Annotated in this window: 25 protein-coding genes and 1 tRNA gene; 4 read left to right on the top strand and 22 right to left on the bottom strand. The window is 52.5% G+C overall.

Going from position 1 to position 23,415, the window contains the following annotated elements; all coding sequences use genetic code 11:
• Positions 1 to 39 precede the first annotated feature (39 nt).
• The 3 genes from ilvA to AURUGA1_RS01885 are packed head-to-tail and all read right to left on the bottom strand — an operon-like array spanning position 40 to position 2,788.
• Entirely contained in the window at positions 40 to 1,284 is a 1,245-nt protein-coding gene (ilvA, locus tag AURUGA1_RS01895) for a threonine ammonia-lyase (RefSeq protein WP_114128631.1), read from the bottom strand.
• Positions 1,285 to 1,314: 30 nt separating this feature from the next.
• On the bottom strand, positions 1,315 to 2,196 hold the full coding sequence (locus AURUGA1_RS01890) for a M48 family metalloprotease (RefSeq protein ID WP_114128630.1): 882 nt from the start codon (positions 2,194 to 2,196) through the stop codon (positions 1,315 to 1,317).
• 22 nt (positions 2,197 to 2,218) lie between these two features.
• On the bottom strand, positions 2,219 to 2,788 hold the full coding sequence (locus AURUGA1_RS01885; RefSeq protein ID WP_114128629.1) for a LemA family protein: 570 nt from the start codon (positions 2,786 to 2,788) through the stop codon (positions 2,219 to 2,221).
• Positions 2,789 to 2,885: 97 nt separating this feature from the next.
• Between AURUGA1_RS01885 and AURUGA1_RS01880 the strand changes: the two genes are divergently transcribed.
• Both AURUGA1_RS01880 and AURUGA1_RS01875 read left to right on the top strand, forming a co-directional pair.
• Entirely contained in the window at positions 2,886 to 4,166 is a 1,281-nt protein-coding gene (locus AURUGA1_RS01880) for an MFS transporter (RefSeq protein WP_114128628.1), read from the top strand.
• Positions 4,167 to 4,256: 90 nt separating this feature from the next.
• On the top strand, positions 4,257 to 6,185 hold the full coding sequence (locus AURUGA1_RS01875; protein ID WP_114128627.1) for an alpha-amylase family protein: 1,929 nt from the start codon (positions 4,257 to 4,259) through the stop codon (positions 6,183 to 6,185).
• A 221-nt stretch (positions 6,186 to 6,406) separates the two neighbouring features.
• Here AURUGA1_RS01875 and AURUGA1_RS01870 read toward each other — a convergent pair whose 3' ends face one another.
• From AURUGA1_RS01870 to AURUGA1_RS01830, 9 genes are all read right to left on the bottom strand, one after another.
• A complete protein-coding gene (locus AURUGA1_RS01870) occupies positions 6,407 to 6,670 on the bottom strand; it encodes a hypothetical protein (RefSeq protein ID WP_114128626.1) in 264 nt (87 codons plus the stop codon).
• Entirely contained in the window at positions 6,664 to 8,151 is a 1,488-nt protein-coding gene (locus tag AURUGA1_RS01865) for a hypothetical protein (RefSeq protein WP_114128625.1), read from the bottom strand. Before AURUGA1_RS01865 ends, AURUGA1_RS01870 begins: the two co-directional genes overlap by 7 nt.
• A gap of 186 nt (positions 8,152 to 8,337) precedes the next feature.
• Entirely contained in the window at positions 8,338 to 9,009 is a 672-nt protein-coding gene (locus tag AURUGA1_RS01860; RefSeq protein ID WP_114128624.1) for a hypothetical protein, read from the bottom strand.
• Between the two features lie 13 nt (positions 9,010 to 9,022).
• On the bottom strand, positions 9,023 to 9,277 hold the full coding sequence (locus AURUGA1_RS01855) for a hypothetical protein (protein ID WP_114128623.1): 255 nt from the start codon (positions 9,275 to 9,277) through the stop codon (positions 9,023 to 9,025).
• A complete protein-coding gene (locus AURUGA1_RS01850; protein ID WP_114128622.1) occupies positions 9,274 to 9,591 on the bottom strand; it encodes a hypothetical protein in 318 nt (105 codons plus the stop codon). The genes AURUGA1_RS01855 and AURUGA1_RS01850 overlap by 4 nt, the downstream gene beginning before the upstream one ends.
• A gap of 559 nt (positions 9,592 to 10,150) precedes the next feature.
• Positions 10,151 to 10,300 carry a hypothetical protein gene (locus tag AURUGA1_RS08040; protein ID WP_162784031.1) on the bottom strand — a complete coding sequence of 50 codons (150 nt, stop codon included), beginning with the start codon at positions 10,298 to 10,300 and terminating at the stop codon, positions 10,151 to 10,153.
• A gap of 192 nt (positions 10,301 to 10,492) precedes the next feature.
• Complete coding sequence (locus AURUGA1_RS01840) at positions 10,493 to 10,879, bottom strand: helix-turn-helix domain-containing protein (protein WP_162784030.1); 387 nt, start codon at positions 10,877 to 10,879, stop codon at positions 10,493 to 10,495.
• A gap of 275 nt (positions 10,880 to 11,154) precedes the next feature.
• Positions 11,155 to 11,763 (bottom strand): hypothetical protein, encoded by a 609-nt coding sequence (locus tag AURUGA1_RS01835; RefSeq protein WP_114128619.1) that lies wholly within the window; start codon positions 11,761 to 11,763, stop codon positions 11,155 to 11,157.
• Positions 11,763 to 11,969 carry an AlpA family transcriptional regulator gene (locus AURUGA1_RS01830; protein WP_114128618.1) on the bottom strand — a complete coding sequence of 69 codons (207 nt, stop codon included), beginning with the start codon at positions 11,967 to 11,969 and terminating at the stop codon, positions 11,763 to 11,765. The genes AURUGA1_RS01835 and AURUGA1_RS01830 overlap by 1 nt, the downstream gene beginning before the upstream one ends.
• Positions 11,970 to 12,063: 94 nt before the next feature.
• Here AURUGA1_RS01830 and AURUGA1_RS01825 point away from each other — a divergent pair, with 94 nt between their 5' ends.
• Positions 12,064 to 12,633, top strand: a complete 570-nt coding sequence (locus tag AURUGA1_RS01825) for a helix-turn-helix domain-containing protein (RefSeq protein ID WP_114128617.1) — start codon at positions 12,064 to 12,066, stop codon at positions 12,631 to 12,633.
• Positions 12,633 to 13,772, top strand: coding sequence for a site-specific integrase (locus tag AURUGA1_RS01820; protein WP_114128616.1), 1,140 nt, complete (start codon positions 12,633 to 12,635; stop codon positions 13,770 to 13,772). Before AURUGA1_RS01825 ends, AURUGA1_RS01820 begins: the two co-directional genes overlap by 1 nt.
• A gap of 40 nt (positions 13,773 to 13,812) precedes the next feature.
• Here the strand turns inward: AURUGA1_RS01820 and AURUGA1_RS01815 are convergent.
• From AURUGA1_RS01815 to AURUGA1_RS01770, 10 genes are all read right to left on the bottom strand, one after another.
• Positions 13,813 to 13,886: transfer RNA gene (locus AURUGA1_RS01815), tRNA-Leu, on the bottom strand.
• Positions 13,887 to 13,949: 63 nt separating this feature from the next.
• Positions 13,950 to 15,362, bottom strand: a complete 1,413-nt coding sequence (locus AURUGA1_RS01810; RefSeq protein WP_114128615.1) for an NAD(P)/FAD-dependent oxidoreductase — start codon at positions 15,360 to 15,362, stop codon at positions 13,950 to 13,952.
• A 16-nt stretch (positions 15,363 to 15,378) separates the two neighbouring features.
• Positions 15,379 to 16,659, bottom strand: coding sequence for a S8 family serine peptidase (locus AURUGA1_RS01805; protein WP_371412363.1), 1,281 nt, complete (start codon positions 16,657 to 16,659; stop codon positions 15,379 to 15,381).
• Positions 16,635 to 17,147 (bottom strand): DUF501 domain-containing protein, encoded by a 513-nt coding sequence (locus AURUGA1_RS01800; protein ID WP_114128614.1) that lies wholly within the window; start codon positions 17,145 to 17,147, stop codon positions 16,635 to 16,637. The genes AURUGA1_RS01805 and AURUGA1_RS01800 overlap by 25 nt, the downstream gene beginning before the upstream one ends.
• A 12-nt stretch (positions 17,148 to 17,159) precedes the next feature.
• Positions 17,160 to 17,651, bottom strand: coding sequence for a septum formation initiator family protein (locus AURUGA1_RS01795; RefSeq protein ID WP_114128613.1), 492 nt, complete (start codon positions 17,649 to 17,651; stop codon positions 17,160 to 17,162).
• A gap of 15 nt (positions 17,652 to 17,666) precedes the next feature.
• Positions 17,667 to 18,947, bottom strand: a complete 1,281-nt coding sequence (gene eno, locus AURUGA1_RS01790) for a phosphopyruvate hydratase (protein ID WP_114128612.1) — start codon at positions 18,945 to 18,947, stop codon at positions 17,667 to 17,669.
• 58 nt (positions 18,948 to 19,005) lie between these two features.
• Entirely contained in the window at positions 19,006 to 20,313 is a 1,308-nt protein-coding gene (gene hisS / locus AURUGA1_RS01785) for a histidine--tRNA ligase (RefSeq protein ID WP_114128611.1), read from the bottom strand.
• A gap of 4 nt (positions 20,314 to 20,317) precedes the next feature.
• Positions 20,318 to 20,971, bottom strand: coding sequence for a MazG family protein (locus AURUGA1_RS01780; RefSeq protein WP_205214659.1), 654 nt, complete (start codon positions 20,969 to 20,971; stop codon positions 20,318 to 20,320).
• Entirely contained in the window at positions 20,968 to 21,396 is a 429-nt protein-coding gene (locus AURUGA1_RS01775) for a hypothetical protein (protein WP_114128609.1), read from the bottom strand. The genes AURUGA1_RS01780 and AURUGA1_RS01775 overlap by 4 nt, the downstream gene beginning before the upstream one ends.
• 102 nt (positions 21,397 to 21,498) lie before the next feature.
• The gene (locus tag AURUGA1_RS01770; protein WP_114128608.1) at positions 21,499 to 23,373 is read right to left on the bottom strand and encodes a phosphoenolpyruvate carboxykinase (GTP); all 1,875 of its coding nucleotides are present in this window, start codon (positions 23,371 to 23,373) and stop codon (positions 21,499 to 21,501) included.
• Between the last annotated feature and the right edge of the window lie 42 nt (positions 23,374 to 23,415).

Here is a 23,415-nt window from a genome sequence, read left to right as displayed (position 1 = left end):
AATAAAGCCTCCCTTTCGGGAGGCTTTATTCGTTAAGTCTTAGATATCGTCGCTGATGCGGACTTTGAATCCCTCATCGCGCAGGGCCTTGATAACCTGCTTGCGATGTTCTTTGCCACGAGTCTCGATGTGAAGTTCGAGTTCTACTTCACTGATCTGGAGGCCACGACCGTGACGGGTGTGCAACACCTCGACAACGTTAGCGTTCTGCTCGGAGACAATCTCTGCCGTGCGGGCCAATTGACCAGGACGGTCAGGAAGCATGACTCGCAGCTTGAGATAACGCTCAGAGGCAGCCAAGCCATGACCAACAATGCGTTGCAACAACAGCGGATCAATGTTTCCACCGGAAAGGATGGCAACAGTTTTGCCTGTCTTCTTCACCTTCTTCGCCATGATGGCGGCAACGCCGACAGCACCGGCAGGTTCAACAACGAGCTTGGCTCGTTCGAGCAACATGACCAGTGCACGAGCAGTGTCATCATCTGAGACGGTGACAACCTCGTCGACGGTGTCCTTGATGATTTCGAAGTTCAAGGTTCCTGGGCGTGCAACGGCAATACCGTCACAAATGGTGGGCTGAACCTCCACTGTGACGGGTTCTCTCGCCTCCAATGAGGGAGGATAAGCCGCCGCGTGTTCAGCCTGAACACCGATGATTCTGACTGTGCGTCCGAGGGTGGCAGCTTTTTGCTTCACTGCAGAGGCAACACCAGAGATAAGCCCGCCCCCGCCGATAGGGACAATGATGGTGTCCACATCAGGAACTTCTTCCAAGATCTCAAGACCTAATGTTCCTTGACCGATGATGACATCTTGGTGATCGAAGGGGGCAATGAATATGCCGCCTGTTTCAGCCGCAAACTCTTTAGCGGCCTTGAGCGATTCGTTGAAGATATTTCCGGTCAGAACAACTTCAGCACCGTATTCACGAGTTGCCTCGAGCTTAGGCAAGGCAACACCCAGCGGCATGAAGATAGTTGCCTTGATTCCGAGCTCGCGAGCAGCCAAAGCAACACCTTGTGCATGGTTACCGGCAGAGGCAGCAATAACACCCTTGGCACGCTCATCTGCAGAAAGCTGAGAGAGACGGTTATATGCGCCGCGAAGCTTGTAGCTACCAGTGCGTTGCAAGTTTTCACACTTGAGGAATACCTCAGAACCGAGAACTTTGCTCAGATAGCGGGAGGTTTCCATCGGAGTGGACTGCGCCACTTTGCCCACGGTTGCGCGGGCGGCCTCGAACTCGGACAGGCTAGGTCCAGCTATAGGCTTCGAGGTCATATCCAAAGTTTAGAGGAGAGTTCTGAAGCTCTAAAACTTGCCGCCCATTTCATGCAGTCGTTGGATGCGATCTTCGATAGGTGGGTGGGTGGCAAACATGCGGTCAACAATGCCGGGCTTGACCGGATCCGCAATCCACATGTGAGCCATGCTAGAGCTTTGCTTTTGAAGCGGGCGGCCGTAAGCAGCCAGCTTCTGCAAAGCACTTGCCAAGGCTTCTGGGTGTCTGGTTGCCAGAGCGCCTGTGGCATCTGCCAGATACTCGCGCTGCCGGGAGATAGCCAATTGCACCATCGTGGCAACCAATGGCGCAATAATCATGGCGGCTAAACCCAACACCAACATGACGGGGTTACCTCCCCCATTGGAGTCACGCCTGGGGGCGAAGAATGACATGCGCAGCAGCATGTCGGAAAGGAAACCCACTGCAACGACCAGACCAAAAACAATCATGGATACGCGGATGTCATAGTTGCGAACGTGACCGAGTTCATGCGCCATCACGCCTTCGAGCTCTGCATCATCCATCAAATCAAGAAGACCGGAAGTTGCTGCGACAGCAGCATGCTGAGGGTCACGACCGGTGGCAAACGCGTTGGGCGCCTGATCATTGATGATGTAAATCTTGGGCATGGGTGTTCCGGTGGCGATGCACAGGTTTTCCACGATGCGGTACAACCGAGGGTTGTCCGCTTTTTGAATCTCTATCGCTCCAGCGATTGACAGTGCCTGAGATCCTGCCAAGTAGTACTGGAACAGGGCATACCCGGAAGCAATCACAATGGTCATCACGGTAATGGTGATGTCGTTGTAGATATACCCAGCAAGCCAACCAAGGCCACCAATAATGAGCAGGAAGAACACCATGATGACGACGGTGTTGCGCTTGTTTTTCGCGATTGCGGAATACATCAGAGCCCTTGCTCAGAAAGATTTAGAACTGGATGCGTGGAGGTTCTGCAATAGCTGCAGCATCGGCAACATCGAAGAAGTCGCGCTTGTCGAACTTCAACTTGTTGGCCCACATGTTGTTGGGGAAGGACAGAATCTTGGTGTTGAATTCACGCACGCCACCGTTGTAGAAGCGGCGAGCAGCTTGAATCTTGTCTTCGGTATCGACTAGTTCGCTCTGAAGCTGAAGAAAGTTTTCACTCGCGTGAAGCTGGGGGTAGGCCTCCGCCACAGCAAAGATGCTCTTGAGAGCTGCCTGCATGTGGCCTTCGGCCTCAGCAGCAGCAGCTGGAGTTTCCGCAGTGAGCGTTTCAGCTCGAGCTTTCGTTACGGCCTCGAAAACACCGCGCTCGTGGGAGGCATATCCCTTGACGGTCTCGATGAGGTTAGGAATCAAATCCGCTCGACGCTTGAGTTGAACAGTGATGTCACTCCATGCCTCTTCGACGCGGACATTGAGAGTGACGAGGCTGTTGTAGGTTGCCCAGAGGTAAATGCCGACGATGACAGCAAGCACCACAACAATGCCGAGAATGGGGAGCAGTAAATCCATAGCTCCAATGGTACGACGAGAATGCTGGATGAATGCCGAGAGATTGATGAATACCGAAACAGATTCCTTCGGGCACAATTCTCAATAGGCTAAACCTATGTCTTCCCCACGCACACGCAAGATTCATCCCGCATGGATTGTTGCTTTAGTGGGATTCATGGCACTGGTCGGTGCAGCAGGATTTAGATCTGCACCCGGTGTAATGATGGTTCCTCTCGAGGAAGAATTCGGCTGGAGCAGCACCACTATCTCCATTGCTATCGGCGTGAACATTTTGCTCTTTGGTCTGACCGCTCCATTCGCGGCAGCGTTAATGAATCGTTTCGGCTTGCGAAAAGTCACCACCGGTGCCCTGCTGTTGATTTCTGCCGGTAGTGCACTAAGCATTTTTGCCACAAACCCACTGATCCTGGTGCTGACCTGGGGCGTCCTGATTGGTCTCGGCAGCGGCTCAATGGCATTGGTCTTTGCCGCTACCATCACCAACACGTGGTTCCTTGCCCGGCGAGGACTTGTTGCCGGTGTTCTCTCCGCCGGAAGTGCAACAGGTCAACTCATCTTCCTTCCTGTGATGGCCAATCTGGTCACTACGACCGGATGGCGTTCAGCGTCGCTACTGATCGCTGCAGCCGCTTTGGCGGTGGTGCCACTGATTTTGCTTTTCATGCGTAATTCCCCCGCTGATCTTGGCGTTCGTCGTTTTGGGGAAAGTGAAGAACAAGCCAAAGTTGCCGCGGCAGAGCGAGCGGCAGAACCTCCTCAAGGCAATCCCGCTAGATACGCACTTGTAGTTCTCAAGGAAGCTTCACGCTCTCGAACCTTCTGGGCTCTTGCTATCGGTTTTGCTATCTGTGGTGCTACTACGAACGGCTTGATCGGTGTGCACTTCATTCCCTCTGCACATGATCACGGGATGCCCGAAACCACTGCCGCGGGCTTGCTAGCAGCCGTAGGTATTTTTGACATTTTTGGCACGATTGCTTCCGGTTGGCTCACCGACAGAGTCAACCCACGAATCTTGCTAGCCATTTATTACTTTGGTCGCGGCATATCTCTCATGCTCTTACCCGTTCTTCTCTCAGCCACCATCCACCCCAGCTTGATTCTGTTCATTGTGATTTATGGTTTGGACTGGGTGGCCACAGTTCCTCCCACCATCGCGATTTGTAATGAGATGTTTGGCAATAAGGGGCCCATCGTCTTTGGTTGGGTCTTTGCCTCTCACCAAGTAGGAGCATCAATAGCAGCTATTGCTGCCGGAACAGTGCGAGACCTCACTGGCGAATACACTCTGGCCTGGTTTGGTGCAGCGGGATTGTGTGCCGTGGCAGCATGGGTGAGTTTCCGGATTAGAAAAGCCCCAACACCAGTTGAGTAGAAACTGAAATTCACCGCGGGTTCAACAGAGGAATACACTATTCACAACCGTTAAGAGACGAACGGGGTCAGAGACGACGGAGTCACTGCAATGTATGCATTTCCCGAACTAACTGCTGCTGCACGTGCACAACTGCAGGGCCTTATTGGCACGAGTACTCGTGGTGCCCAAGATCTCCTTGATCGTTTTGATCGGTGGGGCCAGGACCTCATAACAGCTTTTGCTGAGCTCTACCCCATCGAGACAGCACTGCCCCAACTCATCGAGGTAATGGCCGCAGCTCACCTCCACCGCGATGAGGAGCTGCAGCAGCGCGACCGCGAGCGTGTTCTGGAACAGGACTGGTTCCAGTCAGAACAAACCATTGGCTATGTTGCCTACGCTGACCTCTTTGCCAAGAACCTCAAGGGAATCAACAAGCGCATTCCCTATCTCAAAGATTTAGGGATTACCTACCTCCACCTATTGCCCATTCTCAAGCCCAGGCCGGGTGCCAATGACGGCGGTTACGCCGTGATGGATTACCGCGCACTTCGTGAGGACTTAGGCTCCATGAAGGAACTGCGTTCAACTGCAGACAAGCTCCATGACTCGGGAATCTCGCTGACTCTTGACCTTGTACTCAATCACGTGGCGCAAGAACACGAGTGGGCAGAAAAAGCGCGTGCAGGTGATGCAAGTTACCGCGATTACTTTTATGTCTATCCCGACCGCACAATCCCTGACGAGTATGAAAAGACTCTGCTTGAGGTCTTCCCTGACTTTGCTCCGGGAAACTTCACGTGGGATGACGAACTGAAAGGTTGGGTGTGGACCACCTTCAACTCCTATCAGTGGGATGTCAACTGGTCGAACCCTGCCGTGTTCTGCGAATACGCCGACATCATTGCCAACCTGGCCAATCATGGCGTGGACTGTATTCGTCTGGATGCCATCGCATTTATGTGGAAGCGCATGGGTACCATCTGCCAGGGCGAGCCAGAAGTTCACGTCATTACCCAAGCACTTCGCGCCTTTGCTCGCATATTGTGCCCCTCGATGATTTTCAAAGCTGAAGCAATTGTGGGGCCTGCCCAGGTTGGCGCTTATCTCGGGGAAGGAAAGCACGCAGGTAAGGTCTCGGACCTTGCCTATCACAACAGCTTGATGGTGCAGATTTGGTCTGCCATCGCCGCCAAAGACAATTCACTCATGGTGCACACCATGTCCCGTTTTGCAGGTCTTCCCAGCACCACTGCATGGGGAGTATACCTGCGTTGCCACGACGACATCGGCTGGGCTATCGATGATACCGATGCACAGGAAGTTGGCCTCAATGGCCATGATCACCGCATGTTCTTGGCTGAATACTTCGAAGGGAACTTCTACGGCTCACTGGCTACAGGCGAGCCATTTATGCCTGACCCCGTGAGCGGTGAACGTCGCACCTCCGGAACAGGCGCTAGCCTTGCCGGAATTGAGAAAGCCATCAAACTCAAAGATGAGAAACTTCTCGACCAAGCCATCGACCGCTATCTCTGCGCGTACACGATGGTCTTTGGTTTCGGCGGTATTCCTCTGCTGTATATGGGCGATGAGATTGGCTTACTCAACGACCACAGTTATCTCAAAGACGAAACAAAAAAGGAAGATAACCGCTGGATTCACCGCCCCAAAATGAACTGGCGCGTAGCGGATGCCGCAGCAGCTGGCGAACTCAATGACAAACCCGCTGGGCGAATTTACAACCGCATCAAGCACGTCATTGACGTAAGGAAAACTCTTCCCTCTCTTCACGCAGGTGTTGCCACACAAGTGTGCTCAGGTACGGGTAAAGGTGTGGTGATCTTCGACCGAGTGCACCCAGCAGGAGATCTTGTTCAGGTGTACAACATCTCTGACTCAGCCAGATGGTTATCTCCCCATGACCTGGGCCACCTAGGAACGCATGTAACAGACCATCTCACTGGTCACACCTTCGATATTGGTGAAGGTATACCGCTAGCACCCTATGAAGTGCGTTGGTTTAGCAAGGCGTAGTTGTACCCCCAGTGGGACTCGAACCCAATAGGTGCACTTTTTACTGTGTAGCACTACCCCAAAAACCTTGATTTTTAGCGGATTTTCAGTTTTTGGAAGTGTCTAAATTAGCTATGTTTTTTTCAAAATGTTGTCACGGTGTTGTCACGAAATCGACTTGAAAACCCGTACACACTGGCTGACGCTATACGCGAAGCGGTGAGGATATACGCCCAGAGGGGTTACTGGGTCCCCTGGAGTATGTCTACCACTCCCAGGGCCGTGGCTGTCCCCATATCGGCTGGGAATGTGAGGAAGTCACCGGTATCTGAATATCCAACACTGAACACCATCATCAGGCCGTCACGCCATGCCATGACCTGCCCACCGAATCTGCTCACATCTTCACTGGGGGTGAATATCGGTTCCATGGTGATTCCTAGGGTGGCTAGGTATCCCCCGTAGCGTTCCTTAACGGCTTCTACGGGGTTTCCTAGGGCTACCATCCAACTACCTTGGCACGCTTCATGGCCTGGAATAGTTTCTGTTCTGAATCAAGCGAGTCATTAGGTGCAGCGTTGTAAATAATGGTCTGACCGGAAGTCTTATCTAGGGGAACTACAGATGCTCCCCTGTTGAGGTTGAGAAGTTCGGGACCCTTCTCACCAACTAGAACCGTTCCTGATCCGGTGATGGTTCCACCATCTGCCAATAGTGGAATCTTTCCCAGCTTGAAGTTCACAGTTCCACCAGTGGCTTTACTGAGGAAACTTCCCACAGTGTTGATTCCATCAATCATGCCGTTAATGAGTCTGAGGACATTATTGATGCCGTTCTTGATGAATCCCACTACTGCATCGAAAACACCCTTCACAGTGTCACCAATGCCACGGAACACATCTCCAAAGAATGTTCCAACGGCCTTAACACCATCAGTGAACCATCCCAGGAATCCGGCCCACACATCTCCCAGGAATTTCATAACTTTGTCAAAGTTTGTGGCCAAAGCAATTACTGCAGCGATGAGTAAACCAACACCGATGATGATTGCTCCGATGATGAGCGTGATTGGTGTCATTGATGCTGCCCACATCGCTATCGATAATGCGATGAATCCTGCAGCGAGAATTCCAATGACTATTCCAAGTGCTTGAACAATAGCTGGATTCTCAGACATCCAATTCATGACATCAGCTCCTGCCTGGGCCAGCTGTTCCACTACAGGAATAACTAGCAAGCCAAGAGTTTCTTGGAAGTTTGAGAATGCCTGATTCATCTTGTCTGCGTTTGTGGCTGTTGATGTGGCAGTGCCACCCACTTGGGTTTCTAGCTCCTCCATCATGAGGGCTTGAGCACCGGCCATGTCTCCGGCGTTCACCATGGATTCAATCATGGTTTTTTGTTCATCGGTGAACTGAACACCCATTCTGCCCAGTGCAGCCATTCCGCCAATTGGATCATTGAATGCCTTACCCAGGGCAACCGCGTTTTGTTCAGCTGTTCCGAATCCGGCTGCAGCTAGGTCCATTGCTGCATAGGTGGCGCGGTCGAACATTCCGCCCATGGTTCCAGCTGATGCAGCTAGTTCTTTGAATGTGAGAAGTTTTGCCTGTGTGTTCTTGATGGCATCTTCATCTAAACCATTGTTGAGGGCTTGAGTTTGAGCTAGGTCGATGAGTCTTTGTGAAACCCCATCGGCGTTCTTTCCAAAGATTCCCATCGATGATGCGATGTTCTGAATCCTGGAGTTCTGCTTGATCTCTTCTTGAGCTGCACCCACGATGTCTTTTGTGAAGTTACCGATTGCTAGTCCGCCCACAACGGCTGCCATTGGACCGGCTAGGGCTTTGAGACTACCCATCATGCTCTGACCCATAGATCTACCTACTGGGCCACCGATGTTTGAGAATTCGCTCTCAAGTGCTGCTTGTGTTCCCGTCATTGAGGGAACTATCTGAACGTATGCTTCTGCTATACGTGATGCCATTAGAAACTCCTTGTGTGTTTGGCTTCCTGTTATCCAGGCTTTCTTACCAATTCACATTGAGATTTCGGCAGAGTGCGGATCTGTCCGCTATTCAATGTAAACCGCGAACTGTGCGGCGTTCATTAGTTCTATTTTCCCACGGAATGCCAGCTTATTTGTGGCAAACCGTGGGAAATCTAGAGATATTTATGCAGCGTTTTCTTCCTGAGAAATACTGCTAATTGCTGGGGTGATGTCTGCTTCTAGCTGGTCACAAATATCGAACAAGCGAATCTTGGACTGGCCATAGTAGGGGAATCTGAAATCACCCTCTAATGGGAAATGTGGGCTGAATGACTTGATGAAGAGTCCACTTCCCTGGAGAAGTCCTGCAGCCATTTTCATTCCCGTTAAGGAATTGTTTCTGGCATCGAGAATTTCTTGTGTGCGCTGTTGAATCTTTGTCAGTTCAGCTTCAAACTCTTCACTGCCTTCACGCGCTACGCGGATAGCATCGAGAATGAGTTCATGCGAGTGAGTTTTCATCACTTCCTGCAAGTGTGAGATCTCTTCCCGAACTGCCTTGTGAGCTTTTCTAGCTACCAGGTAGGCATAATCCAGAGCATCCTTGGCTTCATCGCGGTGTTTGTGTCCAGGGTGTTTTCCACTTCCCTTTTCAACTGCAACTTCTAGTGCCTTGTTATCGAGAGTCTCAGCAATTTGAAGATTCTCTTTAGCTTCAAGAAATTCACCTTCACGTTCAGCCCAGTTCTCCCAGGCCTTTTCATAAGTCTCTATTGCTGAAATAACCTCTTCTGGATAGTTCAAGTTATCTGGCAAAAGCACTGGAACAAGTGGGGCAAAAGAATATTCGGACATTGTTTTCTCTTTTCTAGTTATCGCTGGAGTAACCCAGCTGAATGGCAGTTTCAATAACTGCATTGATGGAAACCACATCGGCGATGTGGCCTTGTCTGTAAAGTGGCCGTTCTGCATCTCTCAGCTCTAGCCAAAACTTTGAAAGCTCAGAAGATTCCGGCTGGCCTAAACACCACTTCCGAATCCTTCTCAAGATGAGCTGATAATGATCCCTGAGCGCATCCCCTGCCAGCTCAGTGGGTTCTGTGGGGGTAATCCAGGGACTCATGCGCGAATCCTTGCTGCAGAAGCCGTGTAGCGTGTACCGGCTTTCACAGGCTTATCCACAGAGAGCATTCCGCGCCGAATCACTTCAATCTGTCGCGCTGCCTCATGCCTGGACTGCCTCAATTCACTGAATGCAGCGTTTAATCGAGTCTGTCCTGCATGGCCAATGACAATCGGTCCCTCAGATTCCAAAACTGTTTCTAACCTGGCCACATCATCAAGCTGGGCCTGGGCAAGCTGAATCTGTGTCAGCTCTACCGGTGTGAACGAATACCCCTTGGGCAGTTCAAGCATGAGATCATCTAGCAAACTCACGGCATCTCCTTACTGTTACGGCTAATTCCTTGTAAATACTGGGCACTAAAAAACCGGTTAAATCTGAGGACATTTCGCGCCACCAATGGCATATCATTAAGCCCCCCTGCTCCTATGCGCTTAGAACGCAATACAGGGCTTCCAGAGGTTTTCTCATTAAGGCCATCACGCACCGCGCCCACCAGCATCTCCCCGGGGAAGAGAGACACCGCCACCGGGGTGAAGCCGCCTGTCATAGTTGTATCTCTATTTGTTCGAGTAGTTCTGATGCTGCAGATAGTTCTCCTTTGAGGATGAGTTGTTCTGCTTGTTTGAGTGCATCGATGGGGTTGCTCATGAGATCATCTACTTTCCTACTTTGTAGCGGTAGCCGATGGCTTTTGTGGTTTGGTTTATGGGTTCGTAGAGTCCACAGGCTGCAACTCTGTGTTCTGTGCGTTCGGCTGAGAATCCGGAGTGATAGTGCTGTCCGTTGCATAGTGGGCAGAGTATGGTGACTCTGTCTCCTTGTACGTCTAGGACTGTGGCGAATGGTGGTTCTGGTTTGTGTTTCATGGGGTTAGTCCGTGATTTCACAGTCTGAGTGAAGTCCTGATTCGATTTCGTCTGGTGATTGGAGTGGCATGATGCAGCGTCTGCACCAGTAGCCGGTTACTTTCCACTGCACTCCGTCTGAGTCGATGATGTGGTCTGCAATGACTTGGTTCATATTTGTTTCCTTTCTGTGTGCCTCATCCCGTGAGGGTGAGGCTAAGAGTTTGTATTGAGATTTCCTTTAAGAGTTAAGTAAGAGTTAGCGAGCCAATCTGTCACCCCTGATGTGCCAATTTGTCCACCCAAAATGCCAATTTGTCCACCCAAAATGACAAACTGTCCAGCCAACTTTGAGGGGTGCAATATGTCACCCCACTTCTTCGAGATAGTCATCGATGAATGAAACCTTTCCTGTGATGCGGTCTGGGTAGGGCTGGGCGTGAACAAACTTTCTTGTGTCCTGGCTGGCCCACTGTGGATCAAAGATTGGCAGTGAATATCTGTTGCTGAGATTGTGGCCGTTTTCGTTATTGATCCATCGCTGCACTCTGATGAGTCCACGCTCTTCGAGTGTCTTGATACCCCTGGTGACTGTTCTCATGCTCATGCAGCACTCTCTAGCGAGTGTTTCCCGTGATGGCCACGCTCTTTTGAGTTCATCGCTGTAATGGTCAGCAATCATGATGAGAAGTAGCTTTTCGCTGTGGGATATGCCTTCAACTGTTTTGGCCCACTTATACGCTTCGATACTCATGTCTTTATCCCCTGTTTGGTGCTTTGTGGGGTAAAATGAGAACAAGAAACTTCGATAACCTTTGGCTTTGTTATCTTCGCCCCCCAGTTGCATGGCTGGGGGGTTTTCTTATTCCTTGTCATCTTCGGAATCTCTCCCCACTAGCTCATCAAGTTGGCCGGTGTTGAATGCGTGCATGATCTGTTTTGATGTCATGCCCTGGAGTTGTTCACGGCTTGTGATTGGGCGTTCAATTCTGGGGTTTCTAATCCCCTGGCCTAGGTTTGGATATTCCATCAGCTGACCCCGTTCATCTTTTTCACTTCTGCAGTTAGCCAAGCTAAATCTGAATTGAAAGATGCAGCTTCTGTGGCTGTCAGTGGGCCACCAACTGAAACATCGATGAGCCATTCCTCATGATGAGGTTTGAAAACTGTTAGTCGATATTTCTCACCAATTTGAAAATCGGCTGAGTGGATTGGGCCGAATTCATATTCCATTGGTTCTATCAAATGGTGCTTGCCAAAGCTGACACAGTGCTTTTCAGTACAGGGATAAATTTCAAGGGTTATGGCATCACCTTTAGAACCCAGCGTGACCTGGTCGAACTGAACTCCGTTAGATCCTGTTTTGCTCTCCCACGGGAAACTGTTCCAGAATCCGTTTTGTATTTTGGTGATGTAAGACTCCAGGACCGCCAGATCGTGTTCTGTGGCGTGCTTAAACACATTCAGAACTATTTCTTTGTCCTGGTGAACCACAGAAATGCATCCGTAGAATCTGAATCCATCCTTGGAATACACTTCAGTTTTTTGGCAGTAATTGATTCGCACTGAATATTCAGAAAACTTTTCAGCATCTGAAACATCGAATTTGTTTGGCTCTGTTAACTCAAAGGGAATCATTAGCTGGCTACCTTGTCGGGGTGTGTGCCGTAGCGTGCTGAGTTCTCTAACCATTCGATGATTTCGCTCTTGATGTAGAGAACTTTTCTGGGCGATGGCTTGAGATACTTTGGCCCTTTGCCGTAGAACCTCAGCTGTGCCCAATATGTTTTCGTTGTTCCAGGTACTAGCTCACAGAGCTGATCTGGAGTGAGATATTCATTCATTTCCAAACTCCTTTTCGGTGGGTGTGTAACCACCTTATTAGCTTAAATGCTTTTTGGTGGGTTTTGTCAAGCCGTGTTGGCTTATAATTTTTAAATGACTAGTCCGCACGAATCCCACACCACTGCCAGCAGTGATTCAGTAATTGGTTCACGCTTGAAGCCAATCCGAGAAGCTGCTGGTTTCACCCAGGATTTTCTGGCTGACCAAATGCAAAAGCGCGGATTCGATTTCACTCAATCCACCGTCTACAAAATTGAGACTGGGAAAAGAAAAGTAACCGTTGCGGAAGCCATGGCACTTTCAGAGATTCTTGAATCAGATCTCTATGCCCTCACGGCCACTGGGGATGAGGAAGTTCCCTTAATCAAAATTAGGTTGAGAACATTGGCCAGAAACTTGTTCACCACTGTTCAATCATTGGATTCTGGGGCACACGTAGCTGGCATGGAATTGGTTGAGCTTGAGCAAGAAATCGAGAACTTTGAATCCAAGTTCGGTAAAGATGCCACGCTCACATTTGGTGAAGATACCGCCACCCCCAGGAACTACTTCCACCGGCTACTTGTCTCTGCCAGCTCACACTCCCCCAGCGGATTCCTAGAAGATAACGATTCAGAACAAGACTTTGAACTCAAGAATTACCTGGGGCTACAAAGTTTCTGATGGCATCGATTCACGAATACAAACTGGCAGATGGAACCAGGCTGTATCGCGTTGCCTATCGAAAGCCTGACCACTCACAAGCCACTGAGCGCGGATTCAAAACCAAACGCGATGCCAATGAGTTCATCGCTGCTCTGACCGTGGCAAAATCCACAGGAACATTCATCGACAAAGCTGATACAAAAACCACTGTGGCAGCTCTGGGGCCTGTCTGGCTAGAGAACAAAAAACCCGTGATGAAGCCCTCAGCATTCAGGCCGTTAGAAATAGCCTGGAGACTTCATGTCCTTCCCACCTGGGGAAAACGTGAAGTTGGGTCCATCAGACACACAGAGGTTCAAAGCTGGATCACTGCACTATCGAAAAACCTCAGCCCCACCTCAGTAATCAGAGCACATGGGGTTCTCTCCGGCATTCTCGAAAATGCTGTGAAAGATAGAAAACTCAGTTCCAACCCCTCTAAAGATGTGACCCTGCCACAAAAGCGAGTGAAGCCCCCTGCATATCTCACCCATGACCAGGTTCAATCCCTGGCTGATGCAGCTGGGAACAAGTCTGGGCTGGTCCTGTTCCTGGCCTATACGGGCCTGAGATGGGGTGAAGCCACCGGCTTGAGGGTGAAACACATCGACACTAAGAAACGGCTTATAAGCGTTGAGGAAAACGCTGTGAACGTGGGTGGAAACATCATCGTTGGCACTCCCAAAAACCATGAACGCCGAACTGTGCCCTACCCCGAATTCCTGGACAGTGTCATCGAATCTGAGAGTGCTGGAAAGACTCCAGAGATGCTTCTATTTGGTAAAGGTTACGCCCACGTGCGAACACCTGATGTGAGAAGTTCATGGTGGGTGAATGCGCTGCAAACCTGCCAAGCCAATGACCCCACATTTCCCAGAATCACACTCCACGATCTACGCCACACAACTGCAAGCCTGGCAGTGCAAGCTCACGCCAACGTGAAAGCACTACAGAGAATGCTGGGGCACAAATCAGCAACCATGACTCTGGACCGTTACGCGGACCTATTTGATAGTGATCTAAACGCTGTTGCCGTGGCACTAAACACTGCCAAGATTTCTAGAAATGTTGTCACGGTGTTGTCACAGAGCGATTCTGGACAAAAAGAAACCCCCTAGAATCCTTGTAAATAAAGGGAACTAGAGGGAATCTCAACTGTACCCCCAGTGGGACTCGAACCCACACTGGATCGATTTTAAGTCGATTGCCTCTGCCGATTGGGCTATGGGGGCGTACCTCTCAAGGCTAGCAAAGCACAAGGGAGGCCGCGGACGGCCTCCCTTGTGTGAGAAGTATTACTTCTTGACTGCTGGCTTCTTTGCAGGAGCCTTCTTTGCAGCGGGCTTTGCAGCAACTTTCTTAGCAGCAGGCTTAGCTGCTGCCTTAGCTGGAGCAGCGGGGCGTGAAGCGAACTCTTCGAATGCAGCGCGAGGAGTCTCACGAGCTTCGAGAGAAACAATGTCACGTCCGAGCCAGAAGTTGTTCCACCAACCCCAGATGACGCGGAACTTGCGTTCGAAGGAAGGCATAGCCAGACCGTGGTAGCCACGGTGTGCAAGCCACGCGATGTATCCCTTGAGGGCGATCTTTCCGGACTGGAAGACACCGATGTTCAAGCCGAGGCCTGCAACAGCACCGAGGTTCTTGTGGAAGTAGTCAGTGGGTCCTTCACCACGAAGCACGGCAACAACGTTGCGTGCCATGAGCTTGCCCTGGCGAACAGCGTGCTGAGCGTTAGGGACACAGAAACCACCAACACCACCGCCGGAAAGGTCAGGACATGCGGTTGCATCACCAGCACCCCAGGCGCCTTCGATAACTCCGTTGTCGCCTTCAACCCGAAGGTCTGCGCGTACGCGCAGACGGCCACGCTCGTCGAGGGGGAAGTCGGTTGCACGCAGCATCGGGTTAGCCATGACACCTGCGGTCCAGATGATGAGATCTGATTCAAAGCTTTCACCGGTGGAGAGCTGGATAACACCGTTTTCTGCTGACTGGAGCTGAGTGTCCAGGTGGACCTGAGCACCACGGGTTGCGAGGTTGTTCAGAACCCACTTGCTGGTCTCAAGAGAAACTTCAGGCATGATGCGACCCATTGCCTCAATGAGGTGGAAGTGAGTGTCATCGAAGGTGAGCTCTGGGTAGTCCTTGATCAGATCCGATGCCAGTGAGCGAAGCTCTGCGAAAACTTCAATACCCGCGAAACCACCACCAACAACGGTGACAGTGAGCAGACGGTCACGCTCAGGGCCAGCAGGAAGCTGTGCTGCCTTGTCGAAGTTGGAGAGCAGGCGGTCGCGAATAGCAACAGCCTCTTCGATGGTCTTCAGACCAATTGCGTTGTCTGCAATGCCGGGGATGGGGAAGGTGCGAGAGACAGCACCGGCGGTGAAGATGACCTGGTCATACTTCTCGTCGAACTGCTTACCTGCGTTAGGAACGATGGTTGCGGTCTTCTTGGCGTGGTTGATGCCGGTGACCTTGCCGGAGATTACGCGGGTCTTACGCAGGTGAGAGCGGTGGCCAACTACTGCGTGGCGAGGCTCAATGGAACCGGCAGCAACTTCGGGAAGGAAGGGCTGATAGGTCATGTAGGGCAGTGGGTCAACAATGGTGACATCTGCTTCTCCGTTGCGGAGGAGTTTTTCGAGCTTCCACGCGGTATAGAAACCGGCGTAACCAGCACCGACAATCAGAATCTTGGGCACAGTAATACGTCTCCAGCTAGACATTGGGGGGTTGGGGCATCTCGTCTGTTTCGTGACGGGAATGATCACGGGGAACAACAGGACGAAGTCTTCGAGTAACTCCGATGTACCCGATAACTACAATCGTAGCGAATCCAGCGAAAAACAGTAACGGAACACCCACGGTGGTCAGTTGATAGAGGGTGGGAAGACCCGCAATATTGCCACTGTCGAAGGGGAGGGGTGCTGGGGTTGCTGTTGAGGTATCCCACGGGATGGGAGTCGAGGTGGAGCTTCCGCGTCGATACAGCTTGATCCACTCGGTGAGATCACCCAGTGGGTTTGCTTTCACTGGTGCCACATCTGCAGTCACGGCAGCGTAAGCGTTGATCTTTCCGTAGCCATAAATAGGGCTAGGAACTTCTCCCACCGGTGTAGCTGTAGCGATCACCCGTTGAATCACGTTGTTGGCGTCGAGCTCAGGATGTGATGCTCTCACCAATGCGACCAGTCCAGAGACGATAGGTGCTGCACCACTGGAGCCAGACCACTTCATGTATTGGCCACCGGGAGCAACACCAACAAGTGCCTCACTGGGGGCTGAAACCGCGATGGTGATTCCCTGGCTGGAGGCGTCGTAGCTGGCTTCACCGTTGACATCCAACCCGGCAACGGTCAAGACGCCAGGGATTGTTGCCGGTGCTCCCACTTCGTTGGTTCCCGAGCCACGGTTACCCGCAGCAGCAACAATCACGACATCATGCTCGAAGGCATAAAGGAATGCCTCGTCCCAGCTCTTTGGCCACTCCAGCGAGTTTCTGGTAAGAGACATGTTGATCACTTTGGCGCCCTGATCCACCGACCACCTAATGGCATTTGCTATCTGTTCATCTGAGGGGATAGCCGTATCAACACCGAAGGCGACTGAGGCGGAAAGAAGCTGTGCCGCGGGAGCTGTGCCCAAAATTCCGTTATTGCCACCGGTGCCACGACCTGCAAGAACAGAAGCCACTAACGTTCCGTGATCAGGCGAGGCGCCCACTGGAGTTCGACCATCTGGGGACCCAATGCCTGAAAAATCTGCTCCGCCGACCACAGCGGAATTAATATCAGGTGCATACCCAATACCTGAGTCAATGACAGATACCAGGACGCCCTCACCTCGGGTGACATCCCAGGCTTGATAGAAGTTGTAGTCCGAGAGCCAATACTCTAAGTCACGGATGTAGTCCGCCCGGGCAGGCACAGCCTGCAACACCGTCATCATGGTGACGGCAAAGGTGGCAAGAAGAATTAGTCCTCGTCGTAATCGACGCACTGGCACACCTCAGGAGACCAACTTGAACGGGCTAAAGCAAGGTCTCCGATGGGATTGACACCCGGTCCTGCTGCCAGGGCATGGCCGGCCAGCGCGTGAAGACACTTCACGCGCACCGGCATTCCCCCAGCAGATATTCCGTCTATTTCAGGAACAACGCCAAAACTTTCACGGTCCGAAATGAACTGTTCGTGCGCGGCAAGATACTGCTTTTGCATCTCAGGATCCGCATTCAAAACTTCTGTGAATTCAGCCATTACCTGGGTTGCTTCGAGATCGCTCATAGCGACGGTGGCTGCCGGGTGTGTGAGGTAGTAGAAGGTGGGAAACGGAGTTCCATCTGAAAGCCTGGGTGCAGTAGCCACCACGGTGGGAGCACCACACACACACCTGGAAGGAATACCGACGACATCACGTGCGGGACGGCCCAGTTGTGCCGAGACAATCCGGATGTCTTCGTCACTAACGGGATCAAAGGGGGGACGCATGAAAAAACTTTCTTACTGGACTGGCTGAACTTGGTCGGGGGTGGGTGTTCCCAGCCCCGCGATGAGGAAAGACTTTAACAGGCCAGTAACCCAGTCAGTTTGGGTGTTTTGGAGTTCAGCCGTTGCTTTCTCCCGCTTGAGGTCTTCCACCTGGGTGTCATTAATGACGAGGTAACTAATCTCACCGGGCATGACGTAGTAGAGACGGTCACGAGCCTGGGCACGAACATAGGCTGGGTCATCCCAGCGCGCACGCTGCTTTTCCAGTTCCGTGAGATCAGCCTGTTTCTGGGCAGCTTCTGCTTGGAGATCTGCAACAACTTGGCGTTGTTCGATCAAGATTTTCAGCTGCGGAGCCAAAATGCCCACACCCAGTAGGGTCAACGACATAACCAAGATGGTGAAGCCTGAGACACGAATACTGCCAAGCCAGACGCCTGCTTTCGTGGTTCCGGTGACCAAAGCCACCGGAACCTTACGAACGCGGACGTTTTTCTTGGCCATACTGGCGTGCTACTCCTAGGCGGAGAAACGTGGGAAAGCGCTGCGTCCTGCATAGACGGCAGCTTCTCCAAGTTCTTCCTCGATGCGAAGAAGCTGGTTGTACTTCGCGACGCGGTCGCTACGTGCAGGTGCACCAGTCTTGATCTGACCGCAGTCGGTTGCCACAGCGAGGTCAGCAATGGTGGTGTCCTCGGTCTCACCCGAACGATGAGAGAGGATGGCCTTCATGCCGTGACGCTGAGCCAGCGATACAGCATCGAGGGTTTCGGTGAGGGTACCAATCTGGTTCACCTTCACGAGAATGGAGTTACCGGCCTTGAGGTCGATACCCTTCTGCAGACGGACAGGGTTGGTGACGTACAGATCGTCACCAACAAGCTGAAGCTTGTCGCCGAGTTCAGCGGTGATGTGTGTCCAACCAGTCCAGTCGTCTTCATCCAGTGGGTCTTCAATGGAGACCAGCGGGAAGTCTCGGACGAGCTCGGCATAGTAGGCAGTCATCTCTTCAGAAGAGCGCTTCTGGCCTTCGAAGTGGTATGCACCATCCTTGAAGAACTCTGAGGAAGCAACGTCGAGAGCAAGAGCAATGTCCTTGCCGGGCTTAAAGCCAGCCTGCTCGATAGCGCCAACAATGAATTCGAGTGCGCCACGGTTGTTGGGCAGGTCAGGTGCGAAACCACCCTCGTCGCCGAGGCCAGTAGCCATGCCATTCTTCTTCAGCAGTGACTTGAGTGAGTGGTAAATCTCAACACCCCAGCGCAGTGCTTCAGAGAAGCTCTCTGCACCGTAAGGAACTGCCATGAATTCCTGAATGTCCACACCGGTGTCCGCGTGAGCACCACCGTTGATGATATTCATCAGGGGAACAGGAAGAGTGTGTGCGTTGGGTCCACCTACGTAGCGGAAGAGAGCAAGGTCTGCAGAATCCGCAGCTGCCTTGGCCACTGCCAGAGAAACACCGAGGATGGCGTTTGCGCCAAGGCGCTTCTTGTTTTCGGTGCCATCAAGCTCAATCATGGCGGAGTCAATCAGACGCTGATCTGTTGCATCGAAACCTTCAAGCGCGGGACCGATTTCGTCGATGACAGCATCTACTGCCTTTTGAACACCCTTACCCAGGTAACGGTTCTTGTCTTCGTCGCGAAGCTCATATGCTTCGAAAGCTCCGGTGGATGCACCGGAGGGAACTGCAGCGCGAGCCAGCACGCCATCTTCGAGCAGAACCTCAACCTCGACGGTGGGGTTACCGCGAGAGTCAAGAATTTCGCGTGCGCCAATGGCGTCAATCAGTGCCACAGTATCTCCTTGTGATGTTTGTTTATATAAGTAATGAGGGAGGGAAACAGTCTTAATTCTAGGCGAGGTCCTTGAAGACCAGGTCCTTGGCACTCGTCGTCTCCGCAGAAACAAAGGCAAAGGAGCCAAATCCTGCTTCGCGAGCACGATCGAGCACAGGGGTGAGGTTCTTGGCACGTTTCTCGAGACGAACGCGCTTGCCAGCAGCAATGAGCTCACTCTTTATGCCCATCAACTGTGAAAGGCTGAGATCAGTGCTGTCCAAGACAGCATCGTGAACCAACACGACGCTGTCTGACGCCGCTGCGTCATCGACCTCGATGAGGTCAACGATGCGTTCAAAACCAATAGAGAATCCTGCCGCGGGAACGTCTTGACCCAGGAATCGACCAATCATGCCGTCATAACGTCCGCCGCCACCGACAGAAGATCCAGATTCAGGGTGAGAAATCTCAAAGATGGTGCCGGTGTAGTAACCCATTCCGCGAACCAGAGTGGGATCAAATCGCACCTCAACACCTGTAGGAAGCTCCGTCAACGACTTCGCCAGGGTTTCCATATCTGCCACAGCATCGGAATCGATGCCGTCGGGCAGAACAGAAAGAATATCTGCGGTGGTCATCGGAACCCCGCCGGCAGCTATGTGAGGTTCGATGCGCTCCAGCAGTCCGCCCAGGACTGCGGCCGCATCAGGACCGGTCTCCGACAGTTCGTTCACGACACCCTCGGCGCCAATCTTGTCGAGCTTGTCGATAGAGATCAGTGCTGATGCAAAGCGTTCTGGAGCGAAACCGCAGTAGTCCAGAATGCCTGACAAAATACGACGGTCATTGATGCGAATGGTGCAACCCTGGAGTCCCAGGGTGGAGAGAACGGCTGAGGTCGCCGTGATGAGTTCGACTTCGGCAAGCTGAGTTGCCTCACCGATGATGTCGATGTCGCACTGCACAAACTGGCGGTAGCGACCCTTTTGGGGTCGCTCAGCCCGCCACACCGGAGCTATCTGAATGGCGCGGAAAACTGTGGGGAGTTCTGCACGGTGGCTGGCATAGAACCTAGCCAACGGAACGGTGAGATCAAAGCGCAAACCCAGATCTGCTAAATCTTGCGCATCTCCAGACTGAGCCGCAGCTTCCAGTGCATCGCGGTCGAGCCCACGCTTGAGAACGCTGAAGGCCAGCTTTTCGTTATCTCCACCAAGACCTGAGTGCAGACGTTCAAAGTCTTCGACGACAGGTGTTTCAATTTCTTCAAAACCGTGGCTGGAATACACATCCCGGATGATGCGCAAAGCGCGTTCGCGCTTGGCCTTATCTGCCGGAAGGAAATCCCGCATGCCACGGGGAGGAGAAACGTCACGAGCCATGTATCTATTCTGCCTCTCGAATGTCTTCCTGCAGTTCACGCAGTCGCACACGCAGTGCTTTCTCAGCGTCGATACCTTGTTCGCGTGCAGAAGAGACAATGCTGAGCAAAATACTGCCCACTTCGTCTTCGCTTTCCCAAATGGGCGGATCAGGCAGGTGCTGCTTCTCTAAACCGACCTTCTCTGCTTTGCCCAGAAGTTTCTCGGCGAGCGCGAGGGCGGGCATGGATTGTGGGATGCCATCAAGGGTGGAGGTTCTTCCGGGCTTCTCTGCCTTCTTGAGGTCATCCCATACCTGCATGACATCATCGGCGGTTTCGAGTTTGTTTTCGCCAAACACGTGTGGGTGGCGGCCAACCATCTTGGCTGTCATATGGGCGGCAACATCTTGAATATCGAATTCTTCACCCGGGGTGGTGGATGCGAGGTCGGCGTGGAAGATGACTTGATAGAGTACATCCCCGAGCTCTTCGATCATTTCCTCACGGTTGCCTGACTCAATGGCATCAATGAGTTCGTAGGTTTCCTCGATGAGGTACTTAATGAGTGACTCATGGGTTTGCTCCGCATCCCAGGGGCAGCCACCTGGTGCACGCAGCACGGCCATGACTTCAATGAGTTCATCGAGTTTGGATTGTTCTTTCATCTCGTCACTCATGAGTTGCCTTTGAGAAATTTCTCACGAATGCCCCAGCGATATGCCGTCACATAGGAAATAGCGACAATCAGCGATGGAGCAACCACGATCGGGATGTAGGCGAACTCTCCACCAACAGTAAATGCCTGTAGGAAGGCAAAGAGAGCAAACCCAATTGCGGAAATACCTGGACGATTCCATCCCCAGACAATAAAGACAACGAGTGCAACGACGGGAAGGAGATGGGTAAACACGGCCCAGGTATAGATCAAGCTGGGGTTAGAGGCTCCGCCAAGCATGGGTTCTTGCCTAGCCTGTGACTCGTCCCACCACGCAGTGAAATAAAGAGCAGCAACAGCAAAAGCGAGGATGCGAGAAACCCATATCGCTGCGAGATAGCGCGGGCTTTTCACTTCACGAAGTGAGGAGAAGATGGGGTTGGTCATCAGTTTCCCTCCAGATGTACAACCCCATCTTCTCACCGAGACTGAGAGACACAGACCCGGTTCACTCGTCCGACAATAAATTGTCGGTTTTGACTCAGGACTCTACGTGGTGAGACGTCCTCGTAGCTGAGCCAATTCTTCGGTTAGTGCTTCAGGAACACGGTTACCAAATTGTTCGAAGTATTCCTCGGTGAGGTCACACTCCGCTGTCCACATGTTGCGATCAACATGGAACAACTTTTCCAGGGCGTCTTCCGAAACATCCACGCCATCGAGGTTGAGTGTTCCCGCTGCGGGAACACGACCCATGGGTGCGTCATCGGTTGCCACGTCGCCGTCGACGCGGCGAGCAATCCACTCCAGCACACGAGAGTTCTCACCGAACCCTGGCCACAGGAATGAGCCGTCAGCGTCTTTACGGAACCAGTTCACCTGGAAGATTGCGGGAGCCTTGTCGCCAAGCTGCTTGCCAATTTCGAGCCAGTGACCCCAGTAGTCAGCCATGTTGTAGCCGCAGAAGGGAAGCATTGCGAAAGGATCGCGGCGCAGGTCGCCGACTATACCTTCAGCTGCTGCGGTCTGCTCGCTCGACATGGTCGCACCGATGAACACACCATGCTGCCAGTCGAAGGCTTCAGCAACAAGCGGGATGTTTGTTGCCCGGCGGCCACCAAAGATAATGGCATCCAGTGGCACACCAGCAGTCTCATACCACTCGTCAGAGAGGGTGGGGCACTGCTGGATAGGAACGGTGAAACGTGAGTTGGGGTGTGCTGCTGGACGTCCTGCGTCAGGGGTCCAGTCATTGCCACGCCAATCGATGAGGTGCTCAGGAACTGACTCCGTCATGCCCTCCCACCAGACATCGCCATCATCGGTGAGTGCCACATTGGTGAAGATGGTGTTGCCGCTGACGGTGTCCATGGCCACAGGGTTGGTCTTTTCACCAGTTCCTGGTGCGACACCGAAGAAACCTGCTTCTGGGTTGATGGCGTAGAGGCGACCATCTGCTCCCTGGCGCAACCAAGCAATGTCATCACCAATGGTTTCTGCTTTCCATCCGGGGATGGTGGGGCGCAGCATTGCCAGGTTGGTCTTGCCGCATGCCGAAGGGAACGCAGCAGCCATGTGGTACGCCTTACCCTCGGGTGATGTGAGCTTGAGGATGAGCATGTGCTCAGCGAGCCAGCCTTCTTGGAGACCCATGTAGGAACCAATGCGCAGTGAGAAGCACTTCTTGGAAAGTAGAGCGTTTCCGCCGTAACCAGAGCCGAAGGACCAAATCTCACGGGTTTCTGGGAAGTGGCAGATGTACTTGATGGGGTTTGAAGGCCAGGCAATGTCCTCGATGCGTCGACCAGTTGCATCGACCAGTGGCATACCTACCGAGTGAACTGCGGGAACCCAGGGGGTCTTCTCGTCGATTTGTGCCAGAGCATCAAAACCCATGCGGGTCATGATTCGCAGGTTGAGCACAGCGTAGGGAGAGTCCGTGAGCTGGATGCCGACCTGCGAGATGGGTCCACCGTAGGGACCCATGGAGAAGGGGACGACGTACATGGTGCGACCGCGCATGGAGCCGTCGAAGAGGCCACGCAGTTCTTCATTCATCAGATCTGGGTCACGCCAGTTGTTGGTGGGACCAGCGTCTTCTTTGTTCACAGAACAAATAAAGGTGCGGTCTTCAACACGTGCAACATCGTCTGGATCAGAGCGAACGAGGAACGAGTTGGGACGCTTTTCTGCATTGAGAGGAATCATGGATCCTGCCTCAACGAGTAGCTGAGTGAGACGGTGCCATTCGGCATCCGAGCCATCGCACCATTCAATACGCTCTGGCTTGGTCAGCTTGGCAATGTCTGCAACCCAGTGCAGCAGGGCTCGCTGAGTGACAAAGGGAGGTGCGTTGAGTTCAGTAGCGATGGGCACCTCAGGCTGTGCGATGGGCTCGGTTCGAGTGAGGTCTGCGATCGACATCTGAGTCTCCTTTGTCTCATCCAAGTCTCGAGGGAAGAAAAA

The sequence above is a fragment of the Aurantimicrobium sp. MWH-Uga1 genome, from assembly GCF_003325955.1.
Classification (GTDB): domain Bacteria; phylum Actinomycetota; class Actinomycetes; order Actinomycetales; family Microbacteriaceae; genus Aurantimicrobium.
Note: the sequence above shows the minus strand (reverse complement) of the source record. Positions and strands in the feature narration are given on the sequence as shown.